Source organism: Nocardia sp. NPDC051570, assembly GCF_044454005.1.
Lineage (GTDB): Bacteria > Actinomycetota > Actinomycetes > Mycobacteriales > Mycobacteriaceae > Nocardia.
This window is the reverse complement of record NZ_JBITDI010000001.1, coordinates 767,737-793,943: the sequence shown is the minus strand read 5'-3', so window position 1 is coordinate 793,943 and position 26,207 is coordinate 767,737. Positions and strand designations below refer to the sequence as shown.

Below are 26,207 nucleotides of genomic sequence, written 5' to 3'. Positions count from 1 at the left end.
CGACATCGGCGTAAGTCGTTTCCAGTCGAGCAGTGCCCCGCCGATATCCATCCGCTCAGCGCTCGTCATGGTTCCTGGCGAGTGCTTGGAGGCGGTCGTAGGGGCCGTTGAAGAGGTCTTGGTCTCCGGGGAATTCCCCGGAGGAGGCATGTTGCCAGAAGGTCTGGACCCTCCAGTTGTAGGGGAGGGGGCCTACGGTGGAGGCGTAGCGGGCTACCCACAGGGGGTCGGTGGAGCTGAAATCGTGTTGGCCTACGCAGAGGTTCCACCAGCTGGTCGAGCTGTAGATGACGGGATACTTCGTGGTCCGGGCGTGGTAGGTGTTGCTGAAGTCGCGGATCCAGTTGGCCATCGCCGGTTTGCCCACGCCGTAGCATTTGTCGCCCGAGGGGGCGTATTCCATATCCAGTGCGCCGGGGAGCGTTTTGCCGTCCGCGGACCAGCCGCCGCCGTGGGCCACGAAGTAGTCGGCTTGGGCGGTACCGCCGCTCTTGTCCGGACGGGCGAAATGATAGGCGCCCCGGATCATCCCGACCCGGTAGGAGCCGTTGTACTGCTGAGCGAAATCGGGGTTGGTGTAGGTGGTGGACTCGGTGGCCTTGACGTAGGCGAAGCGTGCGCCCTCGTTCCAGGCCTTCTGCCAGTCCACGTTTCCCTGATAGGAGCTGACGTCCATGCCGGGTACCGAGGCGGCCGCACTGATATCGGGTTCTGCCAAATCGGAGGTTCCGCCGCCTTCATGGATGGCGATCTGTGACCCCATCGCATGATTGTCGTCGTCCTGGGGAGGTGTGGCCTGCGCGAACGTGGTTCCTAGCAATATGGATGCGGCGCCGAGTGCGAATGCGAGTGATCTTCTCGGTGGCATGAGACCGCCTTCTGTTGAGGTCAACCAAATGCGTTCTGCTGCTTGCCGATTCAGTATCCAGGAAGCTTCGCGAGCGTAGCGGCCTAAGGGGTGCCGACCCCTATCGTGCGTCACTGCCGCGCAGCGCGCGTACCGCCAGCACTCCCGCGGCTACGAGAACGGCGGATATGGCGGTGAATTCGATCGAGCGGCCCAGGGAATCGTTGCCCGCCAGCAGGTAGCACGCGATGTTGATCAGCCAGTGCCCGATCGCGGCGGTCAGGGCGCGCTGCCGGAAACTGCCGTTGCCCAGGTAGCCGAGTATGACGGCGATTGCCATGGCCGAGATGAAGAAGCAGACCGCGGGTACCGGGCCCGCGGCGAGGGACTGGACATGCCATAGCGCCCAGGTGGCTCCGGTGACCGAGATCGCCGCGAACCGGGTCATGCGGGACTCCAGTATCGGTTGCATCAGTCCGCGCCAGCCGATTTCCTCGCCGAGCGCGCCGATGAACTGTATCGGCAGGAACAGTGCGAACGGCAGCGCCCCGACCGCCGCGGGGCCGACCATGGCGGTGCCCGAGAGGGTGGCGGCCAGCACGAGCAGCAGCCAGAACGCCACGCATGCCGCGGTAACGGTCGCGATGTTCGCGACCGCCCGCCGGATCGGAATCGCGGGGGGCCGTAGTCCGGTGAGGGTCTTGCGGAACATCAGCCAGGTTGCCAGCGCGCCGAGCGCCGGGCCGAACTGGACCAGCGACAGCGCCGCCGGATCGATGCCCGAAAGGGGTTGTACCGCAAGCAGAATCACCGAGCCGACCAGGGTGGACAGGATGTAGACCGGGACCGCGGCCCGAACCCGCGCGGTGGCCGGTCGCGGTGCGGGCTGGGGCTCGAGCCGATGCGCAGTTGCGATTGTGCTCATGCGAACCACTGTGTGGGCCGGTCGTCGGATCGGGAATCACACTGAGGTAGTGGTCCTCTCGTGCCGGAGTATGACCCGATCAGCGGTTCAGGTAGGCGAGCACCGCGAGTACCCTGCGGTTATCGTCCTTCGACGGCGCCAGATCGAGTTTGGCCAGGATGCTGTTGATGTGGTTGGCGACCGCCTTCTCCGTGATCACCAGCGCCTCGGCGATGGCCGCATTGGACCGGCCCTCCGCCATGTTCTGGAGCACGTCGTGCTCGCGGTTGGTGAGCCGCGAGATCTGGGTGTCCTGCGAGCTGTGGCTCAGCATTCCCGAGACCACGTGGGGGTCCATGACCGTGCCGCCCGCGGCGACCTGTCGCAGGGCCGACACGAACTGCGCGCCGTCGAAGACACGATCCTTCAACAGGTAGCCGACCCCGCCCCGGCCGTCGGCCAACAGCTCTCGGGCATACAGCTGATCGACGTATTGCGACAGCAGCAGTGCCGGCTGACCGGGCCGTGTCTCCCGGGCGGTGAGGACGGCCCGCAGTCCCTCGTCGGTATGGGTCGGCGGCATGCGAATGTCGACCAGGGCCACGTCCGGCCGATGCTGTTCCAACGCCCGGACCAGATCCGGGCCGGAATCGACCGCGGTGATGATCTCGAAGTCGTGGTGCTCCAGCAACCGGATCAGCCCTTCGCGGAGCAGGAACTGGTCTTCCGCGAGTACCAAGCGCATCGTCGAATCTCCCCCGACTTCCCGGCCCGGCCGGTCGGCCGGGATCTCCGCACGCCGATCGACGCCGGAACGAGGGGTACTAGCACCCGTGTGGTTCGCGGCGACGATTGCGCATCATCGACGTATACGTTATCGAGCCGATGACGAAGGGGCGGAACGATGTTCACTTACGTCAGAGGGCGGCGGCTTGTCCTCTTCGTATTCGCGGCGGTCCTGTGCGCACTGCTGGCCTGGCGAACGCATCTGGAACCGGCGCTGTCCGAATCGAACAGGTCGAGTAGCGCCACCTGTGCCGAGTCGGTATTCAAGTTCGGCGGGTGGTCGATGCATGCGATCTACAACCGCTGTGGCAGTGAGTGATCCGAGGCCCGGGCGGCTAATACAGCCCGAGCCGATCGCCGATGCCGAGTTCGATCGCCTTGCGGTGCAGCGCATCCACCATGCCGACATCCAGGATGGACATGCCGAACGGATTGCTGATCACGTATCCGTCGGTCGGCCGCACCGCCGGAATCTCGCCGAGCAGCACCTGACCCAGCGTGCCGTTCACCGGGCGCCCGAGTCCGATGGCCGGGGCTCCCGGCGCGGCCGGCCAGCTCACCTTGCCCTCCTGCAGCAGACGTCCGAGAATACGGCGGGGATTGTCCTCGATCAGCGTCCGATCGTCGCCATAGATCGCCTGCGCCCCCAGGAAGGCCTCTTCGGTCAGATCGGCGAGCGACACATGGGCGATGATCTGCCCCCGCTCGAGCCACTCTGCGGGGATATAGGGTTCGTCGCTGGTCGTCAGGGTCACGATGACCGAGGTGGCGGCGATGGCCTCCCGCACGCCGGCGGCGACCGTGATCGTGAGCTGGGGATGGGCCTCGCGCATCCATTCGGCCAGCCGCGTCGAGTGCGTGGGGTTCAGATCGAAGACGACAACGCGGCGGACCTCGGGGAACGCGCGCACCAGCAGGTCCAGATGTGCCCGGGCGAGAGCGCCGGTTCCGATCAGGGTGATCGCGTCCCAGTGCTGCGGGCCCACCGCCGCCAGGCTCACCATCGTGTACGCGGCGGTGCGGATCGCACTGAGGTAACCGGCCTCGGCGATCAGCACCGGGCGAGCGGTCTCCGGGTCGAACAGAAAGCTCAGGCCACCGGCCCGTTCCATGCCGCGGGCCGGATTGTTCACCGCGGCGTTGATGAGCTTCATGCCGTACACCGGACCATCGTCTCGGCGCAGTGCGCCCAGCATCGCGATGGCCCTGCTGTAGGCGCCGTCGCTGTTGTGCCAGGGGAGGTAGCCCTCGGCGGGAATCTCGGTTCTCCCGGCGGCCTGTAGCCGCAGCACCTCGGCGGCGACCGCCACCGGGTCGAGTTCGGTCAGACAGGTTCGCACGGCGGGTCGATCGAGGAAGAGCACGCTTTCTCGGGACATGGATCTATCGCTCCTCGGAGTGGTTGCTGCGGAGCCGGCTGGCATCACCGGGTGCGTTCAATTGTGATTCCACGGGCCCGCAACGCAATTGGTCACGACTCCTGTTCCCTCGGTTCGGTAAGGCCGCCGTCAGCGGTCGGTCAGTCGATGTTCCTAACGTCGCATTTCGAGCAATGCGTCCGAAGGAGCTGGGGGATGACCTCTCTGGTCGAGGTATCGACTTATCGCCCGACACCGGTATCCATCGCCGACCGCCAGGAGGCATTCGGCCTGACCGATACCGAGTTGCGCCGGTATACCCGGGGATTCGGGCTGTCCGAGATCTACTGGGACGAGAGCCTTTCCGAAACCGAGATCCTGCTGGCTGCCGCGCAGAAACTGTCCCTGCTGCGCGGCCGGGAGGATCGGGTCCGCCTGGTGCTGCGTCCCCGGTCGGTTCCCAGCACCGCGCCGTATCCGGCGAGTCCGCTGCACGAGGTGCGGCGCGAGCTGGCACTGCCCGCGGCGAAGACCTTCGCGCTGACCGAACTCGGCTGTGCTGTCGGACTGCTCGCGATCGATGTGGCGGGCATGCTGCTGGCCGAGGAGCCCGACCCCGACGCGCTCGCGCTGGTGCTCGTGGGTGAGAAGGCGTTCACGCGGACGAATCAGGTCATCGACGGCATGGGCATCATGGGCGAGGGCACCGCGGCGGTTCTGGTCTCGGCCGGTGGTTCGCGCGACCGGGTGCTCGGCTTCGCGGCCAGGACCGAATCGGTGGGCGACTCCCGGCTGGTCGTGTCCGATGCCGTCCGCGACCGATTCCGAGATATGTATTCCGACGTCCTGATCGATGTGATCGATCGCGCCCTGACCGAGGCCGGCATGCGGACCGATGATGTCGATCTGGTCCTGCCGCACAACATCAATCGAATCTCCTGGGAGAAGTTGAGCCCCCGGCTCGGAATTCCAGTGGAGCGGATATTCCTCGACAACGTCCCGTACACCGGCCATTGCTTCGGCGCGGATCCTTTCATCAACTACGCCACGGCACGCGAACTCGGCAGGCTCCGAACCGGTGATCGATATCTGATGGTCTCGGTCGGTCTCGGCGCGAGTTTCTCCGCAATGGTTGTGGAGCACTGACCCTTTGAGTTCCCGGATAAGGTTAGAGAATTGAATCAACCGAGATTCTGTGAGCGGCTGAAGGCCGCGGTCGCCGGCGACTCGTCCGCGAGCCTGGTGTTCCTGGCGAACTTCGAGGTCGAACAGCAGTGGGCCCGTGGTGAAATCGGGCTGCCGAAGCTGTCGTCGGCGGCCAATACCGCGGTGGTCAATCGCATGGACGAATTCGCGATACTGCTCGGCGGTCCCGGCGATCATGTGCTGCTGAAGAGTGCGCCCGACGAGGGCTATCTGCGCTACCTGAGCGATCTGGGCTTCGGCCTGCCCGTTCTCCATATCGTCGGCGACCAGTCCCCGGAGCGCATGGTCACCGAGGACGTGCTGGCGGATCCCGAGATGCTGACCGTGTTGAGCGAGCTGGGCGCGCGGGGGGCGTTGCTGTCTCCCCACGGTGTATCGGAGTTGGAGCAGGGACTCGCCGAGAAGACCGGCCTCGCGTTGGCGGCACCGCCCGCATCGCTGTGCCGGACCGTCAACAGCAAGATCTACAGCCGGCGCCTCGCCGATGAACTCGGTCTGCGGCAGCCGCGCGGATGGGTCTGCGGGACCCTCGCGGAACTCGATACGGCCGTGGCCGCGGCCACCGAGCTGCTGGACGCGGGCGGTGTCGTGCTCGTCAAGGAGGCCCTCGGCGTCTCGGGTAAGGGCATTGCCGTGGTCGACAATCCGGGTCGGCTCGACCGGCTGCGGCAGATGATCACCAGGGCCGCCCGGGCCGCCGGGCGCGACGATATCGCCTTCGTGATCGAGGAGCGGGTGGCGAAGACGACCGATCTCAACTATCAGTTCACGATCTCTCGCGACGGCACGGTGCGGCCGGACTTCATCAAGGAGGCCATCACCGAGGGCAATGTCCATCGGGGACACCGCTTTCCGCCCAGTCTGTCCCCGGCTCAGCTGGACCGGATTCACCATGCCACCGAGCTGCTGAGCGGGCGTCTGGCGGCCGATGGTTTCTTCGGTGTCGTCGGCGTGGACGCGATGCTCGATCCCGAGGGGGGTGTCTACCCGGTCGTCGAGATCAATGCCCGCAACAACATGTCGACCTATCAGATTCCGTTGCAGGAGAGGCTGATCGGCGACGGCCGGCTCGCGCTGGCCCGGCACTACCCGCTGACCCTGGACCGGCCGCTGTCGTTCGATACGGTGCGGCGGCTGCTGGACGGTCTGCTGATGCGCCGCCCCGGCGACACCGGATTCGTCGTCAACAACTTCGCCACGGTCAATGCCGCCGCCAGGGCGGATCGGCAACCGTTCAACGGCAGGCTGTACGGCCTGATCGTCGGCGATACGCAGGATCGGCTCGTCGCGGTGGACACGGCGATCACCGAGCGGCTCGGTTCCTCGGCGCACAACTGAACCGGCGTCGCTGGTCGGAGGAAAGGATTCATCATGACCGGAGGGTTTCGTGTCCAGGGACTCGACGTCTCGGATCTCGCCGCCGAGTTCGGCACACCGCTCTACCTCTACGACGGCCGGATGCTCGCGGGCCGGATCACCGAGTTGCGGGAGGCGCTGCACCCGCGACTGGAGGTGTTCTACTCGCTCAAGGCCAATCCGAATGTCTCCGTGTGCGCGCTACTGCACGCGCACGGCGCACGGGCGGAGGTGTCTTCGATGGCGGAGCTGCTGACCGCCCGGGAGGCCGGAGTGAGCCCGGGGGACATCATCTTTCTGGGCCCCGGCAAGAGCCGCGCCGAACTGGCGGAATGCCTGCGGCAGGGTATCTACGCGATCATCTGCGAGTCGCTGCACGAGCTGGAGCTGATCGATGAGCTGGCGGGCGAGCTCGGCGTGGTCGCCCCCGTCGCGCTGCGGGTCAATCCGAGCTTCGCGGTCAAGGGTTCCGGTCTGACCATGGGCGGTAAGCCGCGTCAGTTCGGCATCGATGACGATCAGCTCCTGGCCGGCGATCCGCTCGGCGCCCGGTATCCCCGGGTCCGGCTGATGGGGGTGCATGTGTACATGGGCACCCGAATCCTCGCGGCGGAGGCCGTTATCGAGAACACCTCCCGCATTCTCGAACTCGCCGAGCGGATTTCGGCGCGGCACGGGTTCGATCTCGAGATGGTCGATATCGGCGGCGGCCTCGGCGTGGCCTACTTCGAGGGCGAACAGGATCTGGACCTGCGCCGACTGGCCGACGGGATGAATCCGGTGCTCGACGCGTTCGCGCGCACACACCCGCACACCCGGATGATCATGGAGCTGGGCCGATATCTGGTCGCGGACAGCGGCACCTACGTGACCCGGGTGCGCTATACGAAGACCTCGCACGGGGAGAACTTCGCGGTGACCGACGGCGGCACCAACCATCATATGGCGGCCGTCGGCATCGGGTCGTTCGTCAAGCGGAACTTCCCGATCCGGCTGTTGAACCGATATGCGGAACCGGCCACCGAACGATGGAACGTCACCGGTCCGCTGTGCACGCCGAACGATACGGTGGGCAAGAACGTCGATCTGCCGCCGGTGCGGGTCGGCGATCTGCTCGGCGTCTTGCGTTCGGGCGCATACGGACCCAGCGCCTCGCCCGTGCTGTTTCTGAGCCACGGCCACCCCGCGGAGGTGCTCGTCCACGAGGGGCGCGCACATCTGGTGCGCGAGGCCGACAGCGCCCGGGACCTGCTGCACAAGCAGCGCCTCTTCGAGCCCGCGGCACCGTGATCCCCGATTGCCGCACCGCACACCACTTTTCGACCGTTGAAAGGCCGCACCTGTCATGACAGATTCGATCGTCACCGCCGAACAGACCCGGGTCGTCGAGGCCATCACCGAGGCGCTCGGGGTCGTCCTCAATCGCGACCTGGGCGAATTGGATATGGACACCAGGCTTTTCGACACCCTGGGGCTGGACTCCACGGGTGTTCTCGATCTGCTCCTGCGGCTCGAGGAGACCATCGGTCTCGAATTCGACTCCGAGCGGCTGGAAATGCGTCACTTCCTCACGGTCGAATCGCTGGCGGATTTCGTGGTCTCCGAGCTGCGGGCATGACGATGCCAGCCTCGATCCCCGCGGGGCTCACCGTGACCACGGTGGCGCATCGGACCTTCGGCGCCGGGCCGACACGGTTCGATCCGTCGATCGACCGGGTGTTCTTCTCCGACCAAACCCGTTCCGGGGGTATCGCTCTGCGCCACGATGTGCTCGATACCGCGCGGGGCAACCGGTTCGAGGATATGGGCGCCGAACTGCTCGCCGAACTCGGTGAACTGCCCGAGATCGACCTGCTGCTGCTGGCCTATTCGACACCGGACCTGCTGGGGATGACGGCGGCAGGTCCGATGCTGGGCGCCCGCCTGTCCGGACACACGCGGATCCTGGCCGTGACCGACCAGGGCCGGTCGGCGCCGTTCAGTGTGCTGGCGCTCGCGCAGAGTTATCAACGGCGCCACGGCTTTCGGCATGTGCTGGTGATGGCCTTCGATCAGTCCGTGCTGCCGTATGAGAGCCCGCGGTCGGGTTCGTGGTCGGCGGCCGGTGACGCGGCGACAGCGCTACTGCTGGAACAGGATTCGTCGGGTGACGGCTACCGGGTCCGGCAGCGCTGCGGACTCGAACCGGGCGAGGTCGCGGACCGGCTCGCGGAGCTGATCGCCGAACTGGATCCCGCCGGGACCGCACTGCTCGCGATCGGATCCGAGGTCGATCCGGCGTGGGTACCGGCCGCCAGCCGGCGCGCGCCCGCCGGCTATCCCTGCACGGCACTGCTCGGCTGCCTCGCCGAGGGCACACCGATGCGCGATCGGCCCGTCCTGCTCGTCGAATACGAACCCGCCCAGGGTGATGTGTCGGCCTGCCGTATCGAGCCGGTGGCCGCATGACCGCGCCGACCACACCCTCGATCGACCGCATCGCCCGGACGGAGGGCCTGGCACCCGCCCTGCGGCTGCTGCTGGCCCCCGAGGGCGGCCGCGTGCGGACGCCGAGCGGCTATGCGGTGCTGCCCGAGGACGGCGTCGGGGACGGGGCAACGGTCCGGCGGCGCTACGAATTGCCCGGTGGCGCGGTGCTACTCGTGCACGACAGCCACGTCGCGGGCGATGACGCGGGTATCGATCAGCTCGCCCTGGTGCGGCTGCGCCTGGGGCTCGCCGAAGGGCTGCGTGACGCCTGCCTTACCTACCTGTCCACCCGGCCGAGCGGCGACGGCACCGTTCTGGCGCATCAGATGGTCAAAGGCCAACTGGCCGAGCTCTTCTCGCATCAGCTGGAAGTCGGTGCGCTGCTCGACTCCGGCCCCGCCTGCCCGGGCCCCGCGGTGCTGTCCCATCTGCATGCCGAGGTGACCGCGACGAGCCGGGCGCTGCTGCGGCTCTTCGGCGCCTACAGCTTTCTCGACTCGGGCCCGGGCGCCACCGCGCATGTCTCGGAACTCGTGGCGGACGTCTATCTCTGTGCTGGGGGACCACGGTGAACGAACTGGATGCCCTGCGCGGCGTTGCGCGGGAATGGGCCGACGACTTCCGTGCGTCCGCCCTGGAGCTCGACCGCAGTCCGGCGCGGATCGGGGAACTGCTCGACCTTCCGGGCGTCCGCTACCTGAGCACCTACGGTGTGCCGCGTGAATTCGGCGGTGCGCCACTGGAAATCGGGGCGCACCGATTCGACGGCACGACCGCGGTGGAACGCGTGGTGGTCTTCGAGGAGCTGGCTCGCGGTGACACCGGAATGCTGCTGGCCGCACCGGGACCGTCGATGTCGGGTGTGCTGGTCGACCGGCTCGGGGATCCGGCGCAGCGGGAGTGGTTCTTCGGCCGGATGATGTCGGCGCCGACGTGGACCTGCTTCGCGCTGACCGAGCCGGAGCGCGGATCCGACGCATCCCTGCTGGCCACCTCGCTCCGGGAAGAGGGCGGAGCGTTGGTGCTGCGGGGTGCGAAACGGTTCGTGGGCAATGCCGCCCGGGCGCAGTGCGCGGCGGTCTTCGCCCGGACCGGGCCGGGTCTGGGCGGGGTGACCGCCGTGCTGCTGGATACGGATTCGGCGGGCTATCACGCGACACCGCTGGACACCTTGGGGTTGCGCGGGGCACAGCTTGCCGCCATCACCCTGGCGGATGTCGAGGTCGCCCCGGAACAGGTGCTCGGCCGCCATCTGCCCCGATCCCGGCGCGGCATCTGGGCCGCCATCGGGGTGTTCAACCGGCTGCGGCCGGCGGTGGCGGCGCTGGGGCTCGGGATCGCCGCCGCGGCACACCGGTATGTGCTCGACAATCGCCCTGCGGCACAGGGCAACGATCGCGATCGCATCGAGACACTCGGCTGGAAGATCGATGCCACCAGGGCATTGGTGCTCCAGGCGGCGGCAGCGGTGGACGCCACCGGCGAGGGGTATCTGGCCTCGGCGGCCAAGGCCCGGGCGTGCGCGCTGGCCGAGGAGGTCACCCTGGCGGCCTGTGAGCTGCTGGCGCCCGCGGCCCGCGCGGCACATCCATTGCTGGACAAGCTGATTCGGGATGCGCGCGGTGTCGAATTCATGGAGGGAACCCGGAATATCCAGCAGCTCAACCTGTTTCAGGGTCTGCGATCGGGCAGAGCCGTCGGGTGAGCAGAACCGCTCCACGTACAGCAGATATCCAACCCAGGCTCGAGGTGCACCTTGTCGATACAAATCATTTCCGCCCCCGATGAGTTCAATACCGAGAGCCTGTTCGTCGATCTGGCGCCGATCATCGGAAACCGCCTGCTGCTCAAATGCGAGGGATTCAACTTCGCCGGATCGATCAAACTCAAGGCCGCCCGGGCCATGGTCGACGATGCCGAGCGAGCCGGTGCGCTGCGGCCGGGCTCGACCCTGGTGGAGAGCTCCTCGGGCAATCTGGGTGTGGCACTGAGCCTGGTCGCCGCCAGCCGGGGTTATCGCTTCATCTGCGTCACCGATGCGCGCTGCACCCTGGGCGCGCGGCAGACCATCCAGGCATTGGGCGGTGAGGTGCATGTCATCACCGAACCGCATCCGGTGACGGGACTGCTCGGCGCGCGGATCGACTACGTCCGCGAACTGTGCGAGGGGCGCGATGATTACCTCTGGCTCAATCAGTATGCCAATCCCAACAATTGGCGGGCGCACTACCGGCTGACCGGGCCGGAGATCCTGTCGGCGTTTCCCGATCTGACGGTGCTGTTCGTCGGGGCCGGTACGACCGGAACGCTGATGGGCTGCGCCCGCTACGTGCGCGATCACAAACCCTCCGTGCGCATCATCGCGGTGGATGCCGTCGGCTCGGTCACCTTCGGCGGCGCGTCGACCCAGCGCCTGATTCCCGGCCTCGGCACGAGCGTCCGTCCCGCGCTGCTGGACGAATCCTTCGTGGATGAGGTCGTCATGGTGCCCGAGGTGGATACCGTCCGCACCTGCCGGCAGCTGGCCCGGGCCGGATACCTGTTCGGCGGCTCGACCGGCACGGTCGTCAGCGGCGCGATCGGATGGCTGGCCGACCATCCCCTTCCACCGGCCGCCTCCGCCGTCGCCGTCGCCCCCGACCTCGGCGAACGGTATCTGGACACCGTCTATCAGGACCAGTGGGTCTCGGGTGTCTACGGACTCGATGCCCTGGAGCAGGCGGCGGGGATGGAAGCCGGATAACCCGGTTCGACATCGAGTGCCCCGCCCGTTCGTCTCTCGACTTGGAGAACTTCATGCTTTCGCCCGCACGTGCGGACCTGCCCCTGACCGGTGCGCAGACCAAGATCTGGTTCGACGAGCAGATCGCGAGTGACCGGCTCGGGTACAACATGGCCGACTATCTGGACATCTCCGGACAGCTCGACGAGCAGGTGCTCGGTACGGCCCTGCGCCTGATCTTCGATGAGGCCGAATGCACCCGGGCGCGGTTCTTCGAGGTGGACGGTCTGCCCCGGCAGCGCATCGAGTCGCTGTCCGAACTGCCGTTGACGGTGCTCGACATGTCCGGAGAATCCGACTCGCTCGCGGCGGCGCTGGCGGCGATGCATCGGGATCTGGACCGGCCGTTCGAGGTGGACGGCGGCCTGCTGTTCCGTCTCGTCCTGATCCGCATCGGCGAGCAGCGGTCGCTGCTCTACGTCGCCATGCATCACCTGCTGATGGACGGGTACAGCCGAAATGCCTTCTACCACAGGCTGAGTCATATCTACGGAGCGCTGGCCGCGGGCGCGCCGACCGCCGAGGGCGCGCTGCCTGGGCTGAGTCTGCTCTTGCGTGAGGAGGCGGACTATCTGACCTCGCCCGCGTTCGAGCGGGATCGGCAGTTCTGGGATCGGCATCTGGCGGGGGACCGGCAGCCGGTCAGCCTGGCCGCGGGGGATCCGGTGCCCGGCACGGCCTTTCTGCGCCGCAGCACCCGGATCGGCCCCGACACCGCCCGCGCGCTGCGCACGGTCGCGACCACGGCCGGTACCACCTGGCCCGCGCTCGCCATCGCGGCCTCGGCGGCCTACCTCGCGAAGGCGAGCGGCAATCCCGATGTGCTGCTGACCCTTCCGACCACCGCGCGCCTGACCGCGGTGGCTCGCAAGACGCCCGGCATGGTGGCGACCTATCTGCCGTTTCCGGTCACGGCCCGGCCGGAGGTGACGGTATCCGAGCTGCTCGCGGCGACCTCGAAGACGCTCGCGGGTTCGCTGCGCCATCAGCGCTACCCCTCGACCCGCCGGTCGCTCGGCCTGCGCAGCGATGATCGTCGCCCGTTCGGGCCGTTCGTGAACGTCCTGCCGCAGACCCCGGTGCTGGCACTCGGGTCCTGTGAGGCGCGGCTGCACAATCTGTCCACCGGGATCGTCGACGATATGATGATCACCGTTCTGGATGCCGCCGACGGCGGTGTGGAGCTGCACCTGAACGGCAATCCCGAGCTCTACCGTGAGGCAGAGGTCCTCGATCATCTGCACCGCCTCGCCGAGTTCCTGCCCCGCCTGGCTTTCGCCGCGCCCGAAACCCCGCTGGGCCGACTGGATTTCGTGACCGTGCGAGAGCGCGAGCTGCTGCTGGCGGCCGGTGCCGGGGTGACCGGTGCGACGGAGGGCACGGTAGTGGGGCGGGTGCGGGCGCTCGCCGCGGCGACGCCTGCCGCGCTCGCTGTGACCGATGGGAGGGACGTGGCCTCCTATTCCTCGCTCGTCGGCTGGGCGGATGCCTTGGCCCTGCGGTTGATCATGTCCGGGGTGGGCCCTGGTTCGCTGGTCGGCATCCTCGTCGAGCCGAGTACCGCATTCGTCGGCGCCGCACTGGCCGTCCTCACCGCGGGCGCGGCCTGGGTGCCGCTGGATGTGCACGCGCCCGAGGCGCGGACCACCGCGCTCATCGCGGAGGCGGGCATCGGCCATCTCGTCGTCGGCCCGGCGGACAGCGGCGTGCACGACGGGGTCCAATCACATTCTCTCAGTGGCGATTTCACCGATCGGGCCGTCCCGCTCGACAACCTGATCCCCGCCTCGGATGCCTCGGCGGATCTGGCGTATGTGATCTTCACTTCGGGTTCCACCGGTAAACCCAAGGGCGCCATGGTGCATCGCGGCGGCATGCTCAATCATCTGCTCGCCAAGATCGAGGATCTCGGCCTCACCGCCGCCGACCGGCTCGTCCAGAACGCCCCCGTCACCTTCGATGTCTCGGTGTGGCAGATGCTGGCGCCGCTGCTGGTGGGCGGCACGGTCCGCGTCGTCTCCCGCGAGCTCGCCGCGGACCCCGAAGCGCTGTTCGAAGTGGTTGCCGCCGAACACCTTACGGTCCTCGAGGTCGTGCCGACCCTGCTGCGCGCCGCGCTCGACAGCTGGGAGGTCGAGCGGTTCACCCCGAGCGTCCCCACCCTGCGGGAGCTCGTGGTGACCGGCGAGGCGCTGCCCGCGGAACTGTGCCATCGCTGGTGGTCGCTGTACCCCGGGATTCCGCTCGTCAACGCCTATGGCCCCACCGAATGCTCCGACGATGTCACCCATGCCGTCCTGCGCGCCGGCGAGCCGATCGGCGCACGGGTCCCGATCGGCGGCCCGGTGCGCAACACCCGGCTGTACGTGCTCGACAACGCGTTGCTCCCGGTGGCCTTCGGTATGGTCGGCGAACTCTACGTCGCCGGAGACGGAGTCGGCCGCGGGTATCTGAACGATCCGGTCAAGACCGCGAGCACCTTCATGGCCGATCCCTACGGTGCGGTCCCGGGCGCCCGGATGTATCGGACCGGAGATCATGTGGTGCGACGGCCGGACGGGCAGCTCGAATTCCTCGAGCGTCGGGATCATCAGGTGAAGATCCGGGGTCACCGCATCGAGCTCGGCGAGGTCGAAGCCGCCCTCCGACGGCTCTCGGGCGTCACCGATGCCGCCGTCACCGCGGTCGAGGATCGGAGTGGAACGACTCGGCTGGTGGCCTATGTGGTCGCACCCGGCACCGAGACCGAAGCCCTCCGCATCGCCGTGGCGGAGACGTTGCCGCACTATATGATTCCCGCCACCTGGATACCGCTGGCCGCACTGCCGCTGACCGCGCACGGCAAGGTCGACCGGAAGGCGCTGCCGGATCCGGCCGCCGCGGGCATGATCCGGGCCGACGGCGTCACCACCGGCCGCGGGCCCGCGCGCGACGGCGTCGAGGTCGTGCTGTGCGAGATCTTCGCCGAGGTCCTCAATCGGGACACCGTCGGCCCCGGCGACAGCTTCTTCGCCCTCGGGGGCGACTCGATCAGCGCCATCCAGGTAGTCAGCCGGGCCCGGACCCGGAATATCGTGCTCACCTCGCGAGATATCTTCCGGCACAAGACATCTGCCGCCCTCGCGGGCTGTGCCAGGACCCTCGCGGACGGCTCGCCGCGGCTCGCTTCGGCGCCCGAGGCCGGTGACTTCCCGCCGCCGCCGATCACCGCCCAGGTCATCGAGGACTTCGGCACCTTCGACGGCCCGGGGCGGGAGTACAGCCAGTACGTGCTGATCCGCGTACCGGCAGAGCTGACCGCCGACACGCTCGCACCGGTGGTGCAGGCGCTGCTCGATCGCCACGATGCCCTGCGGATGGAGATGACCGAGCCCGCCCCCGGGGTCTGGGCGCCGCGGATCAGGCCGGTCGGCGCCGTCCGCGCGGAGACGCTGATCACCGAGGCGGACGCCGCCTCCGTCATCGACGATCCCGCGGAGCTGAGCGCCCTGGTCGCCGCTCGAATCGAGGTCGCGCGTAGGGGATTGGCGCCCCATCGGGGCGTCGTGCTGCGGGCGGTCCTGTTGCACGGCGGATCCGAGCGTGCCGGGCGCCTGCTCGTGCTCGCCCATCACACGGTGATCGATGGGGTCTCGTGGCGCATTCTGGTCTCGGATATGCGGGCGGCCTGGTCCGCGGTGGCGGCGGGCGAAACCCCTGTGCTGGAACCGGTTCCGACCTCCTATCGACGCTGGGCCGCGACGATGACCGAGCATGCGCACACCGGTGCGCGCATGGCCGAACTGCCCTATTGGCGGGCACAGACCGCGGCGGAATCGCCCACGCCGGGGCGAGGTCCGCTCGATCCGGTGCGCGATACCCACGCCACGGCCGGTCGATTGCGTCTGCGCCTGCCGACCGAGCAGACCCTGGCACTGCTGACCGCCGTGCCCGCCGCCTTCCACAGCGAGATCAACGACATTCTGCTCGGCGCCCTCGCTCTGGCGGTCACGGACTGGCGTCGGCGCGCCGCGGGCGATACCGGGCAGCCGATCCTTCTCGAACTCGAGGGACACGGCCGCGAGCAGATCGTCGACGACGTGGATCTGTCGCGGACGGTGGGCTGGTTCACGACCGTATTCCCGGTGCGTCTGGCGCTCGGCGCGGTCGATCCGGACGAGGCCCTCTCGGGCGGTCCGGCCCTGGGCGTCGTGATCAAGCGGGTGAAGGAACAACTGCGGGCCGTCCCCGACCGCGGCATCGGTTACGGATTGCTCCGCTACCTCAATCCGCAGACCGCGCGGGCGCTGGCGTCGGATCCCACCCCCGCGATCGGCTTCAACTACCTCGGCCGATTCCGGGTCGACGACTCCGCCGGCCTCTGGTCCCTCGACGGCGGGGACACCGTGATCGGCACGAGCGTGAATCCCGCTATGCCGCTGCGTCATTCGGTGGCGGTCACCCCGGTCACCGAGGATCACGCCGAGGGCCCGCAGCTGGTCGCCGACTGGCTGTGGGCGGACGCAGTGATCACCGAGGCGTCCGTCCGCGACCTCGCCGACACCTGGTTCCGCGTCCTGGGCGCGCTGACCGACCATGTGCGGCTGCCGAATGCGGGCGGGCTGACCCCGTCGGATCTCCCGCTGGTGTCGCTGCGCCAGAACGAGATCGAGGAGATCGAACGGGACTGCGCGGCGCGCGGCCTCGGCCCGCTGACCGACGTTCTCCCGCTGACCGCGCTGCAGCGCGGCCTGCTGTTCCAGTCCGCCGGGGACTCCGATCACGATCTCTACACGTTGCAGATCACCGCGGAACTCGCCGGAGCGGTGGAGGCGGACGCCCTGGAGGAGGCGCTCGCGGTGCTGCTGGCGCGTCATCCCGGCCTGGGCGCGGCATTCCTGCACCGCGAGTCGGGGGATCCGGTTTCGGTGCTGCACACCGGGATTCGGGTACCCCTCGCCCGGACCGACCTGTCCGGGCTCCCCTCGGCGGCGCGGAACGCCGAGCTGGAACGGCTCGTCGGCGCCGAGCGCGCGCGTCGATTCGATCTCACCCGTCCACCGCTGATGCGCTGGACGCTGGTGCGGCTCGGTGCCGAGCGCTTCGCATTGATCTGGACTCTGCACCACATTCTGGTGGACGGCTGGTCGATGCAGCTGCTCGTGCGTGAACTGCTGACCTGCTACCGGGACCGAGGCGGTCGTGGCAGCCTCGATGCCGCCACCCCGTTCCGCGACTACCTTGTCTGGCTGGCCGATCGGGATCACGCGTCGGCGGCGGCGATGTGGCGGACCGCGCTCGCGGGCATGTCCCTGCCCACCCACCTGTTCCCGTCCGATCCCGCGCGGCGGCCCGCCGAACGCACCCGGATGCCGCTGCGCCTGTCGGTCGCGGAGACGGCGACGCTCACCGATTTCGCTGCGGCCCAGGGGATTACGATCGGCACGATCTGTCAGGGCGGATGGGCGTATCTGCTGGGCAGGCTCGTCGATCGCCCGGATGTCCTGTTCGGCGCCACGGTCGCCACCCGGCCCGCCGCAGTGGCCGGGGTGGAGACGATCGTGGGCCCGCTGCTGAATACGCTGCCGGTCCGGGTGACACTCGATCGGGCCGAACCCGTGGGCGCATTCCTGGGCCGCCTTCAGGACGAGCAGTCCGCACTGCGCGAGGTGGACTTCCCCCGGCTCGCCGAGATGCTCGGCGGCAATCCCGAACTGGCCGGTACGGGAGAGCCTTTCGATACCGCGCTGGTCTTCGAGAACTTCCCGAGAACCGCGGGGGATCTGGTGGCCGACGAGACGTTGCGGATCGTCGCGGCCGATGCGCGCGACGCCCGGCACTATCCGCTCAGTCTGGTCATCGCGCCCGGCGCCCGGCTCGAGGTGCGCTTCGACTACGCGCCGGATCTGGTGACCGAGGCGGCGGTGACCGGCCTCGCGCGGCGATTCCGCCGGATCCTGCTGGCCATGGTCGCGGGGCCGGATCGCCCGGTAGGCGACCTGGAGACCCGCCCCGGGGACGAGCCCGCGTGGAATCATCGTGCGCCCCAGGCTGATACGGGTCCGGACCGGACCGACCGGATCCGTGACGAGGCGCTCGAGCACGCGCTGTGCGAGGTGTTCGCCGAGGTTCTCGGCCTCGCCGCGGTGGACGCGCACGACAACTTCTTCGCACTCGGCGGCGACTCCATCAGCGCCATCCGGATCGCCACCCGGGCCCGGCTGCGCGGCCTGGCACTCGACCCCCGAGACGTCGTCGGGCATCGCACGCCCGCGGCCCTGGCCACCGCCGCCACCGCGCTGCCGACCCCGGGCACCCTCGCACAACCCTCGTCCGCCGCGCCGCCGCTGCTGGAGTTGAGCGCGGCCGAAATGGCTGAACTCGAACTGGAACTGGAGCCATGATGAGCAACACCGTCGCACCGGCACGGGGACGGACCAGTGAGTTTCTGCCGCTGACGCCGTTGCAGCGGGGCTTGGTGTTCTATTCCAGCCTGGTGGAGGACGGCACCGATGTGCACGTGCTGCAGCTGGTCGCCGATCTCGAGGGCCCACTGGACGTGCCCCGCCTGCGCGCCGCGGCGAGTGCACTGCCGGCGCGCCACGCGAGCCTGCGGGCCTGCTTCCGGACGCGCAAATCCGGTGAGCCGGTGCAGGTTGTCCCGGAGGTTGTCGAATTGCCCTGGGCGGAGGTGGATCTCGCCGATCTGCCGGACGCCGTGCGCCGCGGCGAGTTGGAGCGAATCACCGACGACGACCGCGTGCGGGCCTTCGACATGGCCCGGCCGCCGCTGCTGCGCGGCACCGTGATCCGTCTGGGGGACAACAGATTCCGCTTCCTGCTGACCGCGCATCACATCGTTGTCGACGGCTGGTCCATGCCGATTCTGGTGGACGAGCTCTTCACCGCGTACGGCGGGCGATCCGAGCTCGCCTCGGAGGCTTCCGTGCCGCATCACCGGGACTATCTGGCCTGGTTGGGACGGCAGGACCGGGAAGCGGCCCGGGCCGCGTGGTCGCGCGCGCTGGCCGGGGTCGACGAACCCACCAATGTCGTTGTGCCGGACCGATCCCCGGTGGCGGATCTGCCCCGGACGACGGTGGTCACCGTGCCCGCGACCGCCACACGGGAATTGGCGGGCTGGGCCAGGAATCGGAACCTGACCCTCGCCACGGTGGTCCAGGGGTGCTGGGGGCTGCTGATCGGGCAATTGACCGGCCGCACCGATGTGGTATTCGGGGTATCGGATGCCGGTCGGCCCGCCGAATTGACCGGCGTGGAAGCCATGGTGGGCGTCTTCGCCAATGTGCTGCCCGCCCGGCTGCGTCTGGATCCGGCGCAGACCGTGGCCGATCTGCTCGACTCGTTTCAGCGGGAGCAATTCGCGCTGATGCCGCATCGGCATCTCGGGCTCACCGAGATACAGGAGCTGATCGACGTCACCGGGGTATTCGACACGGTGGTCGCATTCCAGAACTACCCGATACCGGATGCGAACGACTTCACCGCCCGTACCGGTCTGGCGTTGCGGGAGGCGGAGATTCGTGCCGCCACCGCATTCTCCGTGACCCTGACCGCCCTGCCCGGCCCGGAGCTCGAGCTGCGGGTGCAATACCGCGCCGACCGCTTCCCCGAGCGGGACGCGGCGCGGCTGGCCCGGCGGCTCGCCGACCTGCTGGCGGCGCTCACCACCGTGTCCGACACCCCGCTCGCCCGACTAGACCTGCTCGCCCCCGAGGAGCGGGAGTCGGTGCTGGACAAGGGGTTCGATGATGCGGCACTGCCGGGAGATCCGGTGACGCCGGTATCGCTGTTCGAGCGGTCGGCGGCCCTCGCGCCGACCGCGATCGCCCTGACGTTCGGGGACGAGTCGCTGACCTACGGGGAGCTGGCCCGGCGCGCACATCGGCTGGCGCGTTGGCTGGTGGCGCAGGGGGTGGGGCCGGGGACGCTGGTGGCGGTGGGAATGCCGCGGTCGATCGAGTTGGTCGTGGCGTTGCTGGCGGTGACCGTCGCCGGTGGCGGGTATGTGCCGGTGGATCAGGATCATCCGGCCGATCGCGTCGGCTACATCCTCGACACCGCCGCGCCGGTCTGCGTGCTGACCACCGGGGCGGGGCTGCCGGTCGATGTCGCGCAGGTGCGGATCGAGGATCTGGATCTGTCGGGGTATTCGGATGCGCCGCTGACGGATTCGGATCGGAGCGCGCCACTGCGCGCGGACGATCTCGCCTACGTGATCTTCACCTCGGGGTCCACCGGCCGCCCCAAGGGTGTCGCCGTCACGCATCGCAGCGTGGTGTCGCTGCTGGCCGGTGCGCGCCGGAGGTTCAGCTTCGAGGCGTCCGATGTGTGGACACTGTTCCATTCCTGCGCCTTCGACTTCTCGGTGTGGGAGATCTGGGGTGCGCTGTCCCACGGCGCGCGGTTGGTCGTGGTCGACTACTACACCTCCCGCTCCCCGGAACAGTTCCGCACTCTGCTGAGTCGCGAACGAGTGACCGTCCTGAGCCAGACCCCGTCGGCCTTCCATCAGCTGGCCGAGGCCGACCGGATCGCCGGACCCGCCGCGGGCGAACTCGCTTTGCGCTATGTGGTATTCGGCGGCGAGGCATTGAATATCGAGCAGCTCGCCGACTGGTTCGATCGGCACGGGGAATACACGCCGCGCCTGGTGAACATGTACGGGATCACCGAAACCACCGTGCATACCACCTACCTCGAGATCGGACGGCCGACGGCGCGCGCCGGTGCGGCGAGCGTGATCGGCCGCGGCCTGCCGGGACTGCGGGTTGTCGTGCTGGACGGGTGGCTGCGTCCGGTGCCGGTGGGAGTGGTCGGTGAGCTGTATGTGGCCGGCGCGCAGGTGGCTCGGGGATATCTGGGCCGGGCGGAGTTGACCGCGTCGCGGTTCGTCGCGAATCCGTTCGGCGGGGGCGACCGGTTGTATCGCAGCGGGGATCTGGTGCGCTGGAACCGGGACGGGGATCTGGAGTACGTGGGCCGGTCGGACTTCCAGGTGAAGGTTCGGGGTTTCCGCATCGAGCTCGGGGAGATCGAATCGGCGCTGGCCGCGCATCCCTCGGTGGCAGGGGTGGTGGTCGTCGCGCGCGACGGCGCCACCGGGAAGCAGCTGGTCGGCTATGTGACGGCGGCCGAGGGCGCAACCGTGGATCCGGCGGAGCTGCGCTCGTTCGCATCGTCGCGGCTGCCGGAGTACATGGTGCCGCCCGCGATGGTGGTGGTCGAGGAGTTCCCGCTGACGGTGAACGGGAAACTGGATCACCGGGCGCTGCCGGTGCCGGAATTCGTTGCGGGAGTGCGGTATCGGGCACCCAGAACCGACCGTGAGCGGACTCTTGCCGAGTTGTTCGCCCAGGTGCTCGGTGTCGAACGGGCCGGTGTCGACGACAGCTTCTTCGACCTGGGCGGGAATTCGCTGCTGGCGACCCAGCTGTCGGCCCGGATCCGCGGCGCACTGGGCCTGGAGGTATCGGTCCGGACGCTGTTCGAACGGCCGACGGTCGCCGACCTGGCCGCCGTGTCCAGCGCGGAATCCCCGGATCTTCCACCGCTGCATGCCCAATCGCGCCCCGCCGCCCTTCCGCTGTCGCCCATGCAGCGGCAGCTGTGGTTCCTGAACCGGCTGGCCCCGGAGAGCAGGGGGAACCATCACATCACGATGGCGACCCGGCTGCGGGGGACACTCGATATCGCGGCACTGCGGGCCGCGGTGGCCGATGTGACGGACAGGCACGAGATCCTGCGCACGGTGTTCCCGGCCGTCGCCGAGAAACCCGAGCAGGTGGTGCTCCCCGCGGCGGGGTACCGACCGGTGATCGAACCGATCCGCGTCGGCGGCGAGGAGGAACTGGATCGGCTGCTGACCGCGCAGGCAGCCGCCGGCTTCGACCTCACCGCCGAACCCGGCTTCCGGGCAAGGCTTTTCGCGTGCGGCGCGCAGGATCACGTGCTGCTGCTTGTGCTTCATCACATCGCCTTCGACGGATGGTCGATCGGAGTGCTCGCCGAGGATCTGGCCGAGGCCTACCGCGCCCGCGGCGCGGGCAGCGCTCCCGCCTGGTCGCCCCTGCCGGTGCAGTACGCCGACTACGTCCTGTGGCGTCAGCGGGTACTGGGCGACGAGGAGGATCCCGACAGCCTCCAGCACCGTCAGCTGGCCTACTGGACGGACGCATTGCGTGGTAGCCCCGAGGAACTCGCGCTGCCGACCGACCGTCCGCGGCCACCGATGCCCAGTATGGCGGGCGATGTGGTGACGTTCTCGGTGCCCGCGGCCGTCCACTCCCGCGTGGTCGAGCTCGCGCGTTCGGCGGGGGCCACCCCGTTCATGGTCGTGCAGGCTGCGCTCGCCGCCACGCTGACCAAACTGGGGGCAGGCACCGATATCCTGCTGGGCGTCCCGATCGCGGGCCGCGATGACGAGGCGCTGCACCGGCTGGTGGGATGTTTCATCAACACCCTGGCGCTGCGGACGGACACCGGCGGTGACCCCACCTTCGGGCAGTTACTGCGCCGGGTTCAGGACACCGATCTGAATGCCTTTGCCCACCAGGCTGTTCCGCTCGAACGACTGGTCGACGCGCTGGAACTCGGGCGTTCGGTCGCCCGGCCGCCACTGGTCCAGGTGATGCTGGCCTACCAGAATATCGCCCGGCCGGAGTTCGGGCTCGCGGGGCTGCACTGCGTCGATCTCGAAATCGACCCGACGGCGGTCACATTCGACCTGGTCTTCGAACTCATCGAGATGTCCTCCGGCCTCGACGGCCGACTGGAGTTCGCCACCGACCTGTTCGATCGCGAGACCGCCGAGCGTCTGGTCGTCTACTTCCTGAGGCTGCTGGAAACATCGGTGGCCCAACCGGATCGGCGGTTGAGCGGAATCGATATCCTCACCCCCGGCGAACGCGGCCGGCTGCTCGACCGGTGGGGAGCGAATCCGCACGCGCGGACCCCGCGGTCCACCGTGCCCGAACTCTTCGGGACCTGGGTGGCGCGCCGGGGCGAGCAGCCTGCGCTCGTGGCGGCGCAGGCCGAACTCTCCTATGTCGAACTCGCGGGCCGGGCCGATCGGCTCGCCAGGGAGTTGATCGATCGAGGCGTGGGCGTCGGGGATATCGTCGCGCTCGCCCTGCCTCGCTCCGTCGACCTGGTGATCGCGGTATTGGCCGTAATCGGTTCGGGTGCGGCATATCTGCCGATCGATCCGGCCTATCCCGCCGCGCGAATCGCCTACCTGCTCGACGATGCCGCACCGGCACTGGTGGTGACCGCGACCGCGGTGATCGATGCCGCGATACTGCCGGATCCGGCGTCGAGCGCCGAATCGGTACTGGTGCTGGACGATCCCGGCACGATGGACCGGCTGGCGCGGCACTCGGCGGAGCCGGTCCGCGACACCGAGCGCAGCCGTCCGCTGCGCCCCGCGGACCCCGCCTACGTCATCTACACCTCCGGCACCACCGGCCGCCCCAAGGGGGTGGTGGTGTCCCATGCCACCGTGGTCGCGCTCGCCGCCGATCATCGGGAACGCTTCGGAATCTCCTCGCGGACAAGGGCTTTGCAATTCGCCTCGTTCAGCTTCGATGCGGCGGTATGGGAGCTGTGCGTATCCCTGCTGAGCGGCGGCACCCTGGTTCAGGTCGGCGACGACCAGCGTGCCGGGCGGCCACTCGCCGAATTCCTGGCCCGGTTCCGGGTGAATCTGGCCGTGCTGCCGCCCAAGGTGGTGACCGCCTTCTCCGACGAGGTCGAACTGCCCGCCGACCTCGACCTGGTACTCGCCGGTGAGGCCTGTCCGCCGGAGCTCATCGCGCGCTGGTCGCCGGCACACCGGGTGTACAACGCCTACGGCCCGACCGAGACGACCGTCTGCGCCACCGTGAGTGACCCGCTCTCCGGCGGCAAACCGCCGATCGGGCGGCCGATCGGCGATCACCGGGTCTATGTCCTCGACGCGGAGCTGAACCCGGTGCCGCAGGGCGTGATCGGCGAACTCCATATCGGCGGAACCGGTTCGGCCGTCGGATATCTCAACCGGCCGGGACTGACCGCCCAGTGCTTCCTCGCCGACCGATTCGGCGACCCGGGTGCGCGGATGTACCGCACCGGCGACCTCGTCCGCTGGCTGGCGGACGGACAACTGGAATACGTGGGACGGTCCGATCACCAGGTCAAGGTCCGGGGTTTCCGCATCGAACTCGGTGAGATCGAGAGCGTGCTGCTCGACCATCCGCAGATCACTCAGGCCGCGGTGATCGCCCGGGAGGACCGGCCCGGCGCGCACGTCCTCGTCGGCTATCTGGTGGCTCGCGAGGGGGCCGATATCGACGAGGCCGGCATCCGCCACCATGTGGCACAACGGCTTCCGGACTATCTGGTGCCGTCGGCACTGATGATCGTGCCCGCTGTGCCGATGACGATGAACGGCAAGCTCGATCGGGACGCGCTCCCCGCTCCCGACTATCGCCCGACGGCGGGCCGGTCACCGAGTACCCACACCGAACGCGCACTGGCCGGTGCATATGCGGCCGTGCTGGGACTCGACACCGTCGGCGCCGAGGCGGACTTCTTCGCCTTGGGCGGCAACAGCATCGGGAGTATCCAACTCGTCGCCGAGGCGGCTCGATACGGCCTGCGGATGACCATCGCGGAGGTGTTCACCCACCGGACGGCCGCCGCATTGGGCGCGCTGATCGACAGTCGCGCAGGGGAATCGGACCGCACGACCGTCGAACATCTGGGAGATCAGTTGCGCGCCGGTGCTTTCGAGTACGGCGCCCTCGACACCCTGGACCTCCTGGGCCCGGTGCTCGCGATCCGGCCGGACGGAACGCTGCCGCCGCTGTTCTGCGTACACGGCGGAATGGGTACCAGCCTGCCGTATCTCGGGCTCACCGCCCATATCGACCCGCGCCGGCCGATCATCGGTCTCCAGGCCCCGCAGGTGAGCGGCCAGGGCGACCCGGCGCCCAGCATCGAGGCCCAGGCGAAGTCCTATCTGGACCGGATCCGGGCCGTGCAGCCGGAGGGTCCGTACCATCTGCTCGGCTGGTCCTTCGGCGGACTGATCGCGCACGAACTCGCGGTGCGGCTGCGGGCCGACGGTCAGGAGGTCGCCTATCTGGCGAACCTCGACGCCTACCCCTATGACCCGGCGCTCGACGGGCCGCTGCCCGATCGCCGGGATCTGATCATGCAGTTCTTGGAATACGTTGGTCTGGAACGTGATTCGACCGCGGACGGGGCCGCCGCCGTCGCGGAGACCTTCCGGCGCCACGGCGGAATGCTGGCCGCCCTGACCGCCGACGATGTCGAGCGACTGATCACGGTGATGCTCCATCACGCCGCGCTCGCCGAGCGCTTCGTGCCCGGTCGCTTCGAGGGCGAGATGAGCCTGTTCGTGGCGACCGCCGAGCGGTCGGCCGAGCACAGCGCCGCGGACCGGTGGGGTCCCCACACCGGCGCCATCCGGGTGCATCGGGTCCGCGACAGCCACGAACGCATGATGCATCCGGAGCCACAGCAACAGATCGGCCGGATCGTCGATTCGGAGATGCGGGCGATCGAATCTCGAGCCAAGGGACGACAGCTGTCATGAATTCGGTTGATACCAAGCCCGTCTCGGCCGCCTCCGCCGGATGGTTCCTCGTCGAGATCCTCGCCCTGGCGGGGCGGCGGCTGCATCATCTCCGGCGCGCCCCGGGGCGGCTGCTGGGATTGCTGCTCAATCCGCTGGTGACGCTGCTCGCGCTGGGGTATCTGTTCAAGAATGCGATCGCGGCGCCCGCGGGCGGCGACTACCAGGACTATCTGATGGCGGGCATCGTCGCCCAGGCGGCGTTGGCGAGTATCGGGCCGACCGCCATCGGTGTCGCCATGGACCTGCGGGTGGGCCTGATGGACCGCTTCCGGTCCCTGCCCATCTCGCGGTCCGCGGTGCTGATCGCGCATTCGATCGGTGATTTCCTCGCGGGCCTGGGCGTTTTGGTGGTGGTGACGGGGGTGGGCCTGCTCATCGGCTGGCGCCCGCACGGCAGCCCGCTGTCCATCGCGGCCGGATTCGGCGTGGCCGTCGCCTTCCTGATGATCATGATCTGGGTGGGAATCACCTTGGGCGTCATGGTGAAGAACATCGAGTCGATCGACTCCATCGGTGCCCTGGTCGTGGTGCTCTGTACCTTCCTGTCTAGCTCGGTCTTTCCGGTGACGACCCTGCCGGGCTGGCTGCAGCCGCTGATCCGATGGAATCCCGTCAGCTCGGTCGCCGACTCCTGCCGCCACTTCTGGGGCAATCCGACGCTGCCGGATCCGGGCTTCCTCGGCCAGCATCGTGAGCTGGTGATGGTGCTGTGGCTCGCGGTGCTGGCGGTCGGCACCGTCGTGCTGAGCCTGCGTCGTTTCCGCACGGCAGCCGCATGAGGGGTGTTAGTACCCCTTCCGTTCCCGGCACGATACGAGATAGTAGTTGTGGCACAGAAGAATCCAGATGGAAAGAAG

Annotated in this window: 16 protein-coding genes; 12 read left to right on the top strand and 4 right to left on the bottom strand. The window is 68.5% G+C overall.

The features are described from left to right. Window positions 1-55: 55 nt before the first annotated feature. The 3 genes from ACIA76_RS03400 to ACIA76_RS03390 form a co-directional block, all read right to left on the bottom strand. The gene (locus tag ACIA76_RS03400) at window positions 56-763 is read right to left on the bottom strand and encodes a lysozyme (RefSeq protein WP_397147873.1); all 708 of its coding nucleotides are present in this window, start codon (window positions 761-763) and stop codon (window positions 56-58) included. 205 nt (window positions 764-968) lie between these two features. After that, a complete protein-coding gene (locus ACIA76_RS03395) occupies window positions 969-1,772 on the bottom strand; it encodes a lysostaphin resistance A-like protein (RefSeq protein ID WP_397147871.1) in 804 nt (267 codons plus the stop codon). A 79-nt stretch (window positions 1,773-1,851) separates the two neighbouring features. Further along, on the bottom strand, window positions 1,852-2,496 hold the full coding sequence (locus ACIA76_RS03390; RefSeq protein ID WP_397147869.1) for a LuxR C-terminal-related transcriptional regulator: 645 nt from the start codon (window positions 2,494-2,496) through the stop codon (window positions 1,852-1,854). A 159-nt stretch (window positions 2,497-2,655) separates the two neighbouring features. On the opposite strand from ACIA76_RS03390, the gene ACIA76_RS03385 reads away from it, so the two are divergent. Next, a complete protein-coding gene (locus ACIA76_RS03385; protein WP_397147867.1) occupies window positions 2,656-2,856 on the top strand; it encodes a hypothetical protein in 201 nt (66 codons plus the stop codon). 16 nt (window positions 2,857-2,872) lie between these two features. Here the strand turns inward: ACIA76_RS03385 and ACIA76_RS03380 are convergent, their stop codons facing one another. After that, complete coding sequence (locus ACIA76_RS03380) at window positions 2,873-3,916, bottom strand: hypothetical protein (RefSeq protein ID WP_397147865.1); 1,044 nt, start codon at window positions 3,914-3,916, stop codon at window positions 2,873-2,875. Window positions 3,917-4,111: 195 nt separating this feature from the next. Here ACIA76_RS03380 and ACIA76_RS03375 point away from each other — a divergent pair, with 195 nt between their 5' ends. The 11 genes from ACIA76_RS03375 to ACIA76_RS03325 are packed head-to-tail and all read left to right on the top strand — an operon-like array spanning window position 4,112 to window position 26,129. After that, window positions 4,112-5,041, top strand: a complete 930-nt coding sequence (locus ACIA76_RS03375; RefSeq protein ID WP_397147863.1) for a 3-oxoacyl-[acyl-carrier-protein] synthase III C-terminal domain-containing protein — start codon at window positions 4,112-4,114, stop codon at window positions 5,039-5,041. Window positions 5,042-5,071: 30 nt separating this feature from the next. Further along, a complete protein-coding gene (locus ACIA76_RS03370) occupies window positions 5,072-6,439 on the top strand; it encodes a hypothetical protein (RefSeq protein WP_397147861.1) in 1,368 nt (455 codons plus the stop codon). A gap of 33 nt (window positions 6,440-6,472) precedes the next feature. After that, a complete protein-coding gene (gene lysA, locus ACIA76_RS03365; protein ID WP_397147859.1) occupies window positions 6,473-7,747 on the top strand; it encodes a diaminopimelate decarboxylase in 1,275 nt (424 codons plus the stop codon). Between the two features lie 55 nt (window positions 7,748-7,802). Beyond that, entirely contained in the window at window positions 7,803-8,075 is a 273-nt protein-coding gene (locus tag ACIA76_RS03360; protein ID WP_397147857.1) for an acyl carrier protein, read from the top strand. Next, window positions 8,072-8,905 carry a hypothetical protein gene (locus ACIA76_RS03355; protein WP_397147855.1) on the top strand — a complete coding sequence of 278 codons (834 nt, stop codon included), beginning with the start codon at window positions 8,072-8,074 and terminating at the stop codon, window positions 8,903-8,905. The genes ACIA76_RS03360 and ACIA76_RS03355 overlap by 4 nt, the downstream gene beginning before the upstream one ends. Further along, the gene (locus tag ACIA76_RS03350) at window positions 8,902-9,498 is read left to right on the top strand and encodes a hypothetical protein (protein ID WP_397147853.1); all 597 of its coding nucleotides are present in this window, start codon (window positions 8,902-8,904) and stop codon (window positions 9,496-9,498) included. The genes ACIA76_RS03355 and ACIA76_RS03350 overlap by 4 nt, the downstream gene beginning before the upstream one ends. Continuing rightward, window positions 9,495-10,631, top strand: coding sequence for an acyl-CoA dehydrogenase family protein (locus ACIA76_RS03345; RefSeq protein WP_397147851.1), 1,137 nt, complete (start codon window positions 9,495-9,497; stop codon window positions 10,629-10,631). Before ACIA76_RS03350 ends, ACIA76_RS03345 begins: the two co-directional genes overlap by 4 nt. A 51-nt stretch (window positions 10,632-10,682) precedes the next feature. Beyond that, complete coding sequence (gene sbnA, locus ACIA76_RS03340; protein ID WP_397147849.1) at window positions 10,683-11,669, top strand: 2,3-diaminopropionate biosynthesis protein SbnA; 987 nt, start codon at window positions 10,683-10,685, stop codon at window positions 11,667-11,669. A gap of 53 nt (window positions 11,670-11,722) precedes the next feature. Beyond that, window positions 11,723-18,091 (top strand): amino acid adenylation domain-containing protein, encoded by a 6,369-nt coding sequence (locus ACIA76_RS03335; protein ID WP_397147847.1) that lies wholly within the window; start codon window positions 11,723-11,725, stop codon window positions 18,089-18,091. Further along, window positions 18,091-25,308, top strand: a complete 7,218-nt coding sequence (locus ACIA76_RS03330; protein WP_397147845.1) for an amino acid adenylation domain-containing protein — start codon at window positions 18,091-18,093, stop codon at window positions 25,306-25,308. Before ACIA76_RS03335 ends, ACIA76_RS03330 begins: the two co-directional genes overlap by 1 nt. Next, entirely contained in the window at window positions 25,305-26,129 is an 825-nt protein-coding gene (locus tag ACIA76_RS03325; RefSeq protein WP_397147843.1) for an ABC transporter permease, read from the top strand. Before ACIA76_RS03330 ends, ACIA76_RS03325 begins: the two co-directional genes overlap by 4 nt. Window positions 26,130-26,207 lie beyond the last annotated feature (78 nt).

Bases quoted from the DNA above. Each gene is read 5' to 3' on its own strand.
- ACIA76_RS03400 (WP_397147873.1), bottom strand. From the start codon at position 763: ATGGGGTCACAGATCGCCATCCATGAAGGCGGCGGAACCTCCGATTTG.
- ACIA76_RS03395 (WP_397147871.1), bottom strand. From the start codon at position 1,772: ATGAGCACAATCGCAACTGCGCATCGGCTCGAGCCCCAGCCCGCACCG.
- ACIA76_RS03390 (WP_397147869.1), bottom strand. From the start codon at position 2,496: ATGCGCTTGGTACTCGCGGAAGACCAGTTCCTGCTCCGCGAAGGGCTG.
- ACIA76_RS03385 (WP_397147867.1), top strand. From the start codon at position 2,656: ATGTTCACTTACGTCAGAGGGCGGCGGCTTGTCCTCTTCGTATTCGCG.
- ACIA76_RS03380 (WP_397147865.1), bottom strand. From the start codon at position 3,916: ATGTCCCGAGAAAGCGTGCTCTTCCTCGATCGACCCGCCGTGCGAACC.
- ACIA76_RS03375 (WP_397147863.1), top strand. From the start codon at position 4,112: ATGACCTCTCTGGTCGAGGTATCGACTTATCGCCCGACACCGGTATCC.
- lysA (WP_397147859.1), top strand. From the start codon at position 6,473: ATGACCGGAGGGTTTCGTGTCCAGGGACTCGACGTCTCGGATCTCGCC.
- ACIA76_RS03360 (WP_397147857.1), top strand. From the start codon at position 7,803: ATGACAGATTCGATCGTCACCGCCGAACAGACCCGGGTCGTCGAGGCC.
- ACIA76_RS03355 (WP_397147855.1), top strand. From the start codon at position 8,072: ATGACGATGCCAGCCTCGATCCCCGCGGGGCTCACCGTGACCACGGTG.
- ACIA76_RS03350 (WP_397147853.1), top strand. From the start codon at position 8,902: ATGACCGCGCCGACCACACCCTCGATCGACCGCATCGCCCGGACGGAG.
- ACIA76_RS03335 (WP_397147847.1), top strand. From the start codon at position 11,723: ATGCTTTCGCCCGCACGTGCGGACCTGCCCCTGACCGGTGCGCAGACC.
- ACIA76_RS03330 (WP_397147845.1), top strand. From the start codon at position 18,091: ATGAGCAACACCGTCGCACCGGCACGGGGACGGACCAGTGAGTTTCTG.
- ACIA76_RS03325 (WP_397147843.1), top strand. From the start codon at position 25,305: ATGAATTCGGTTGATACCAAGCCCGTCTCGGCCGCCTCCGCCGGATGG.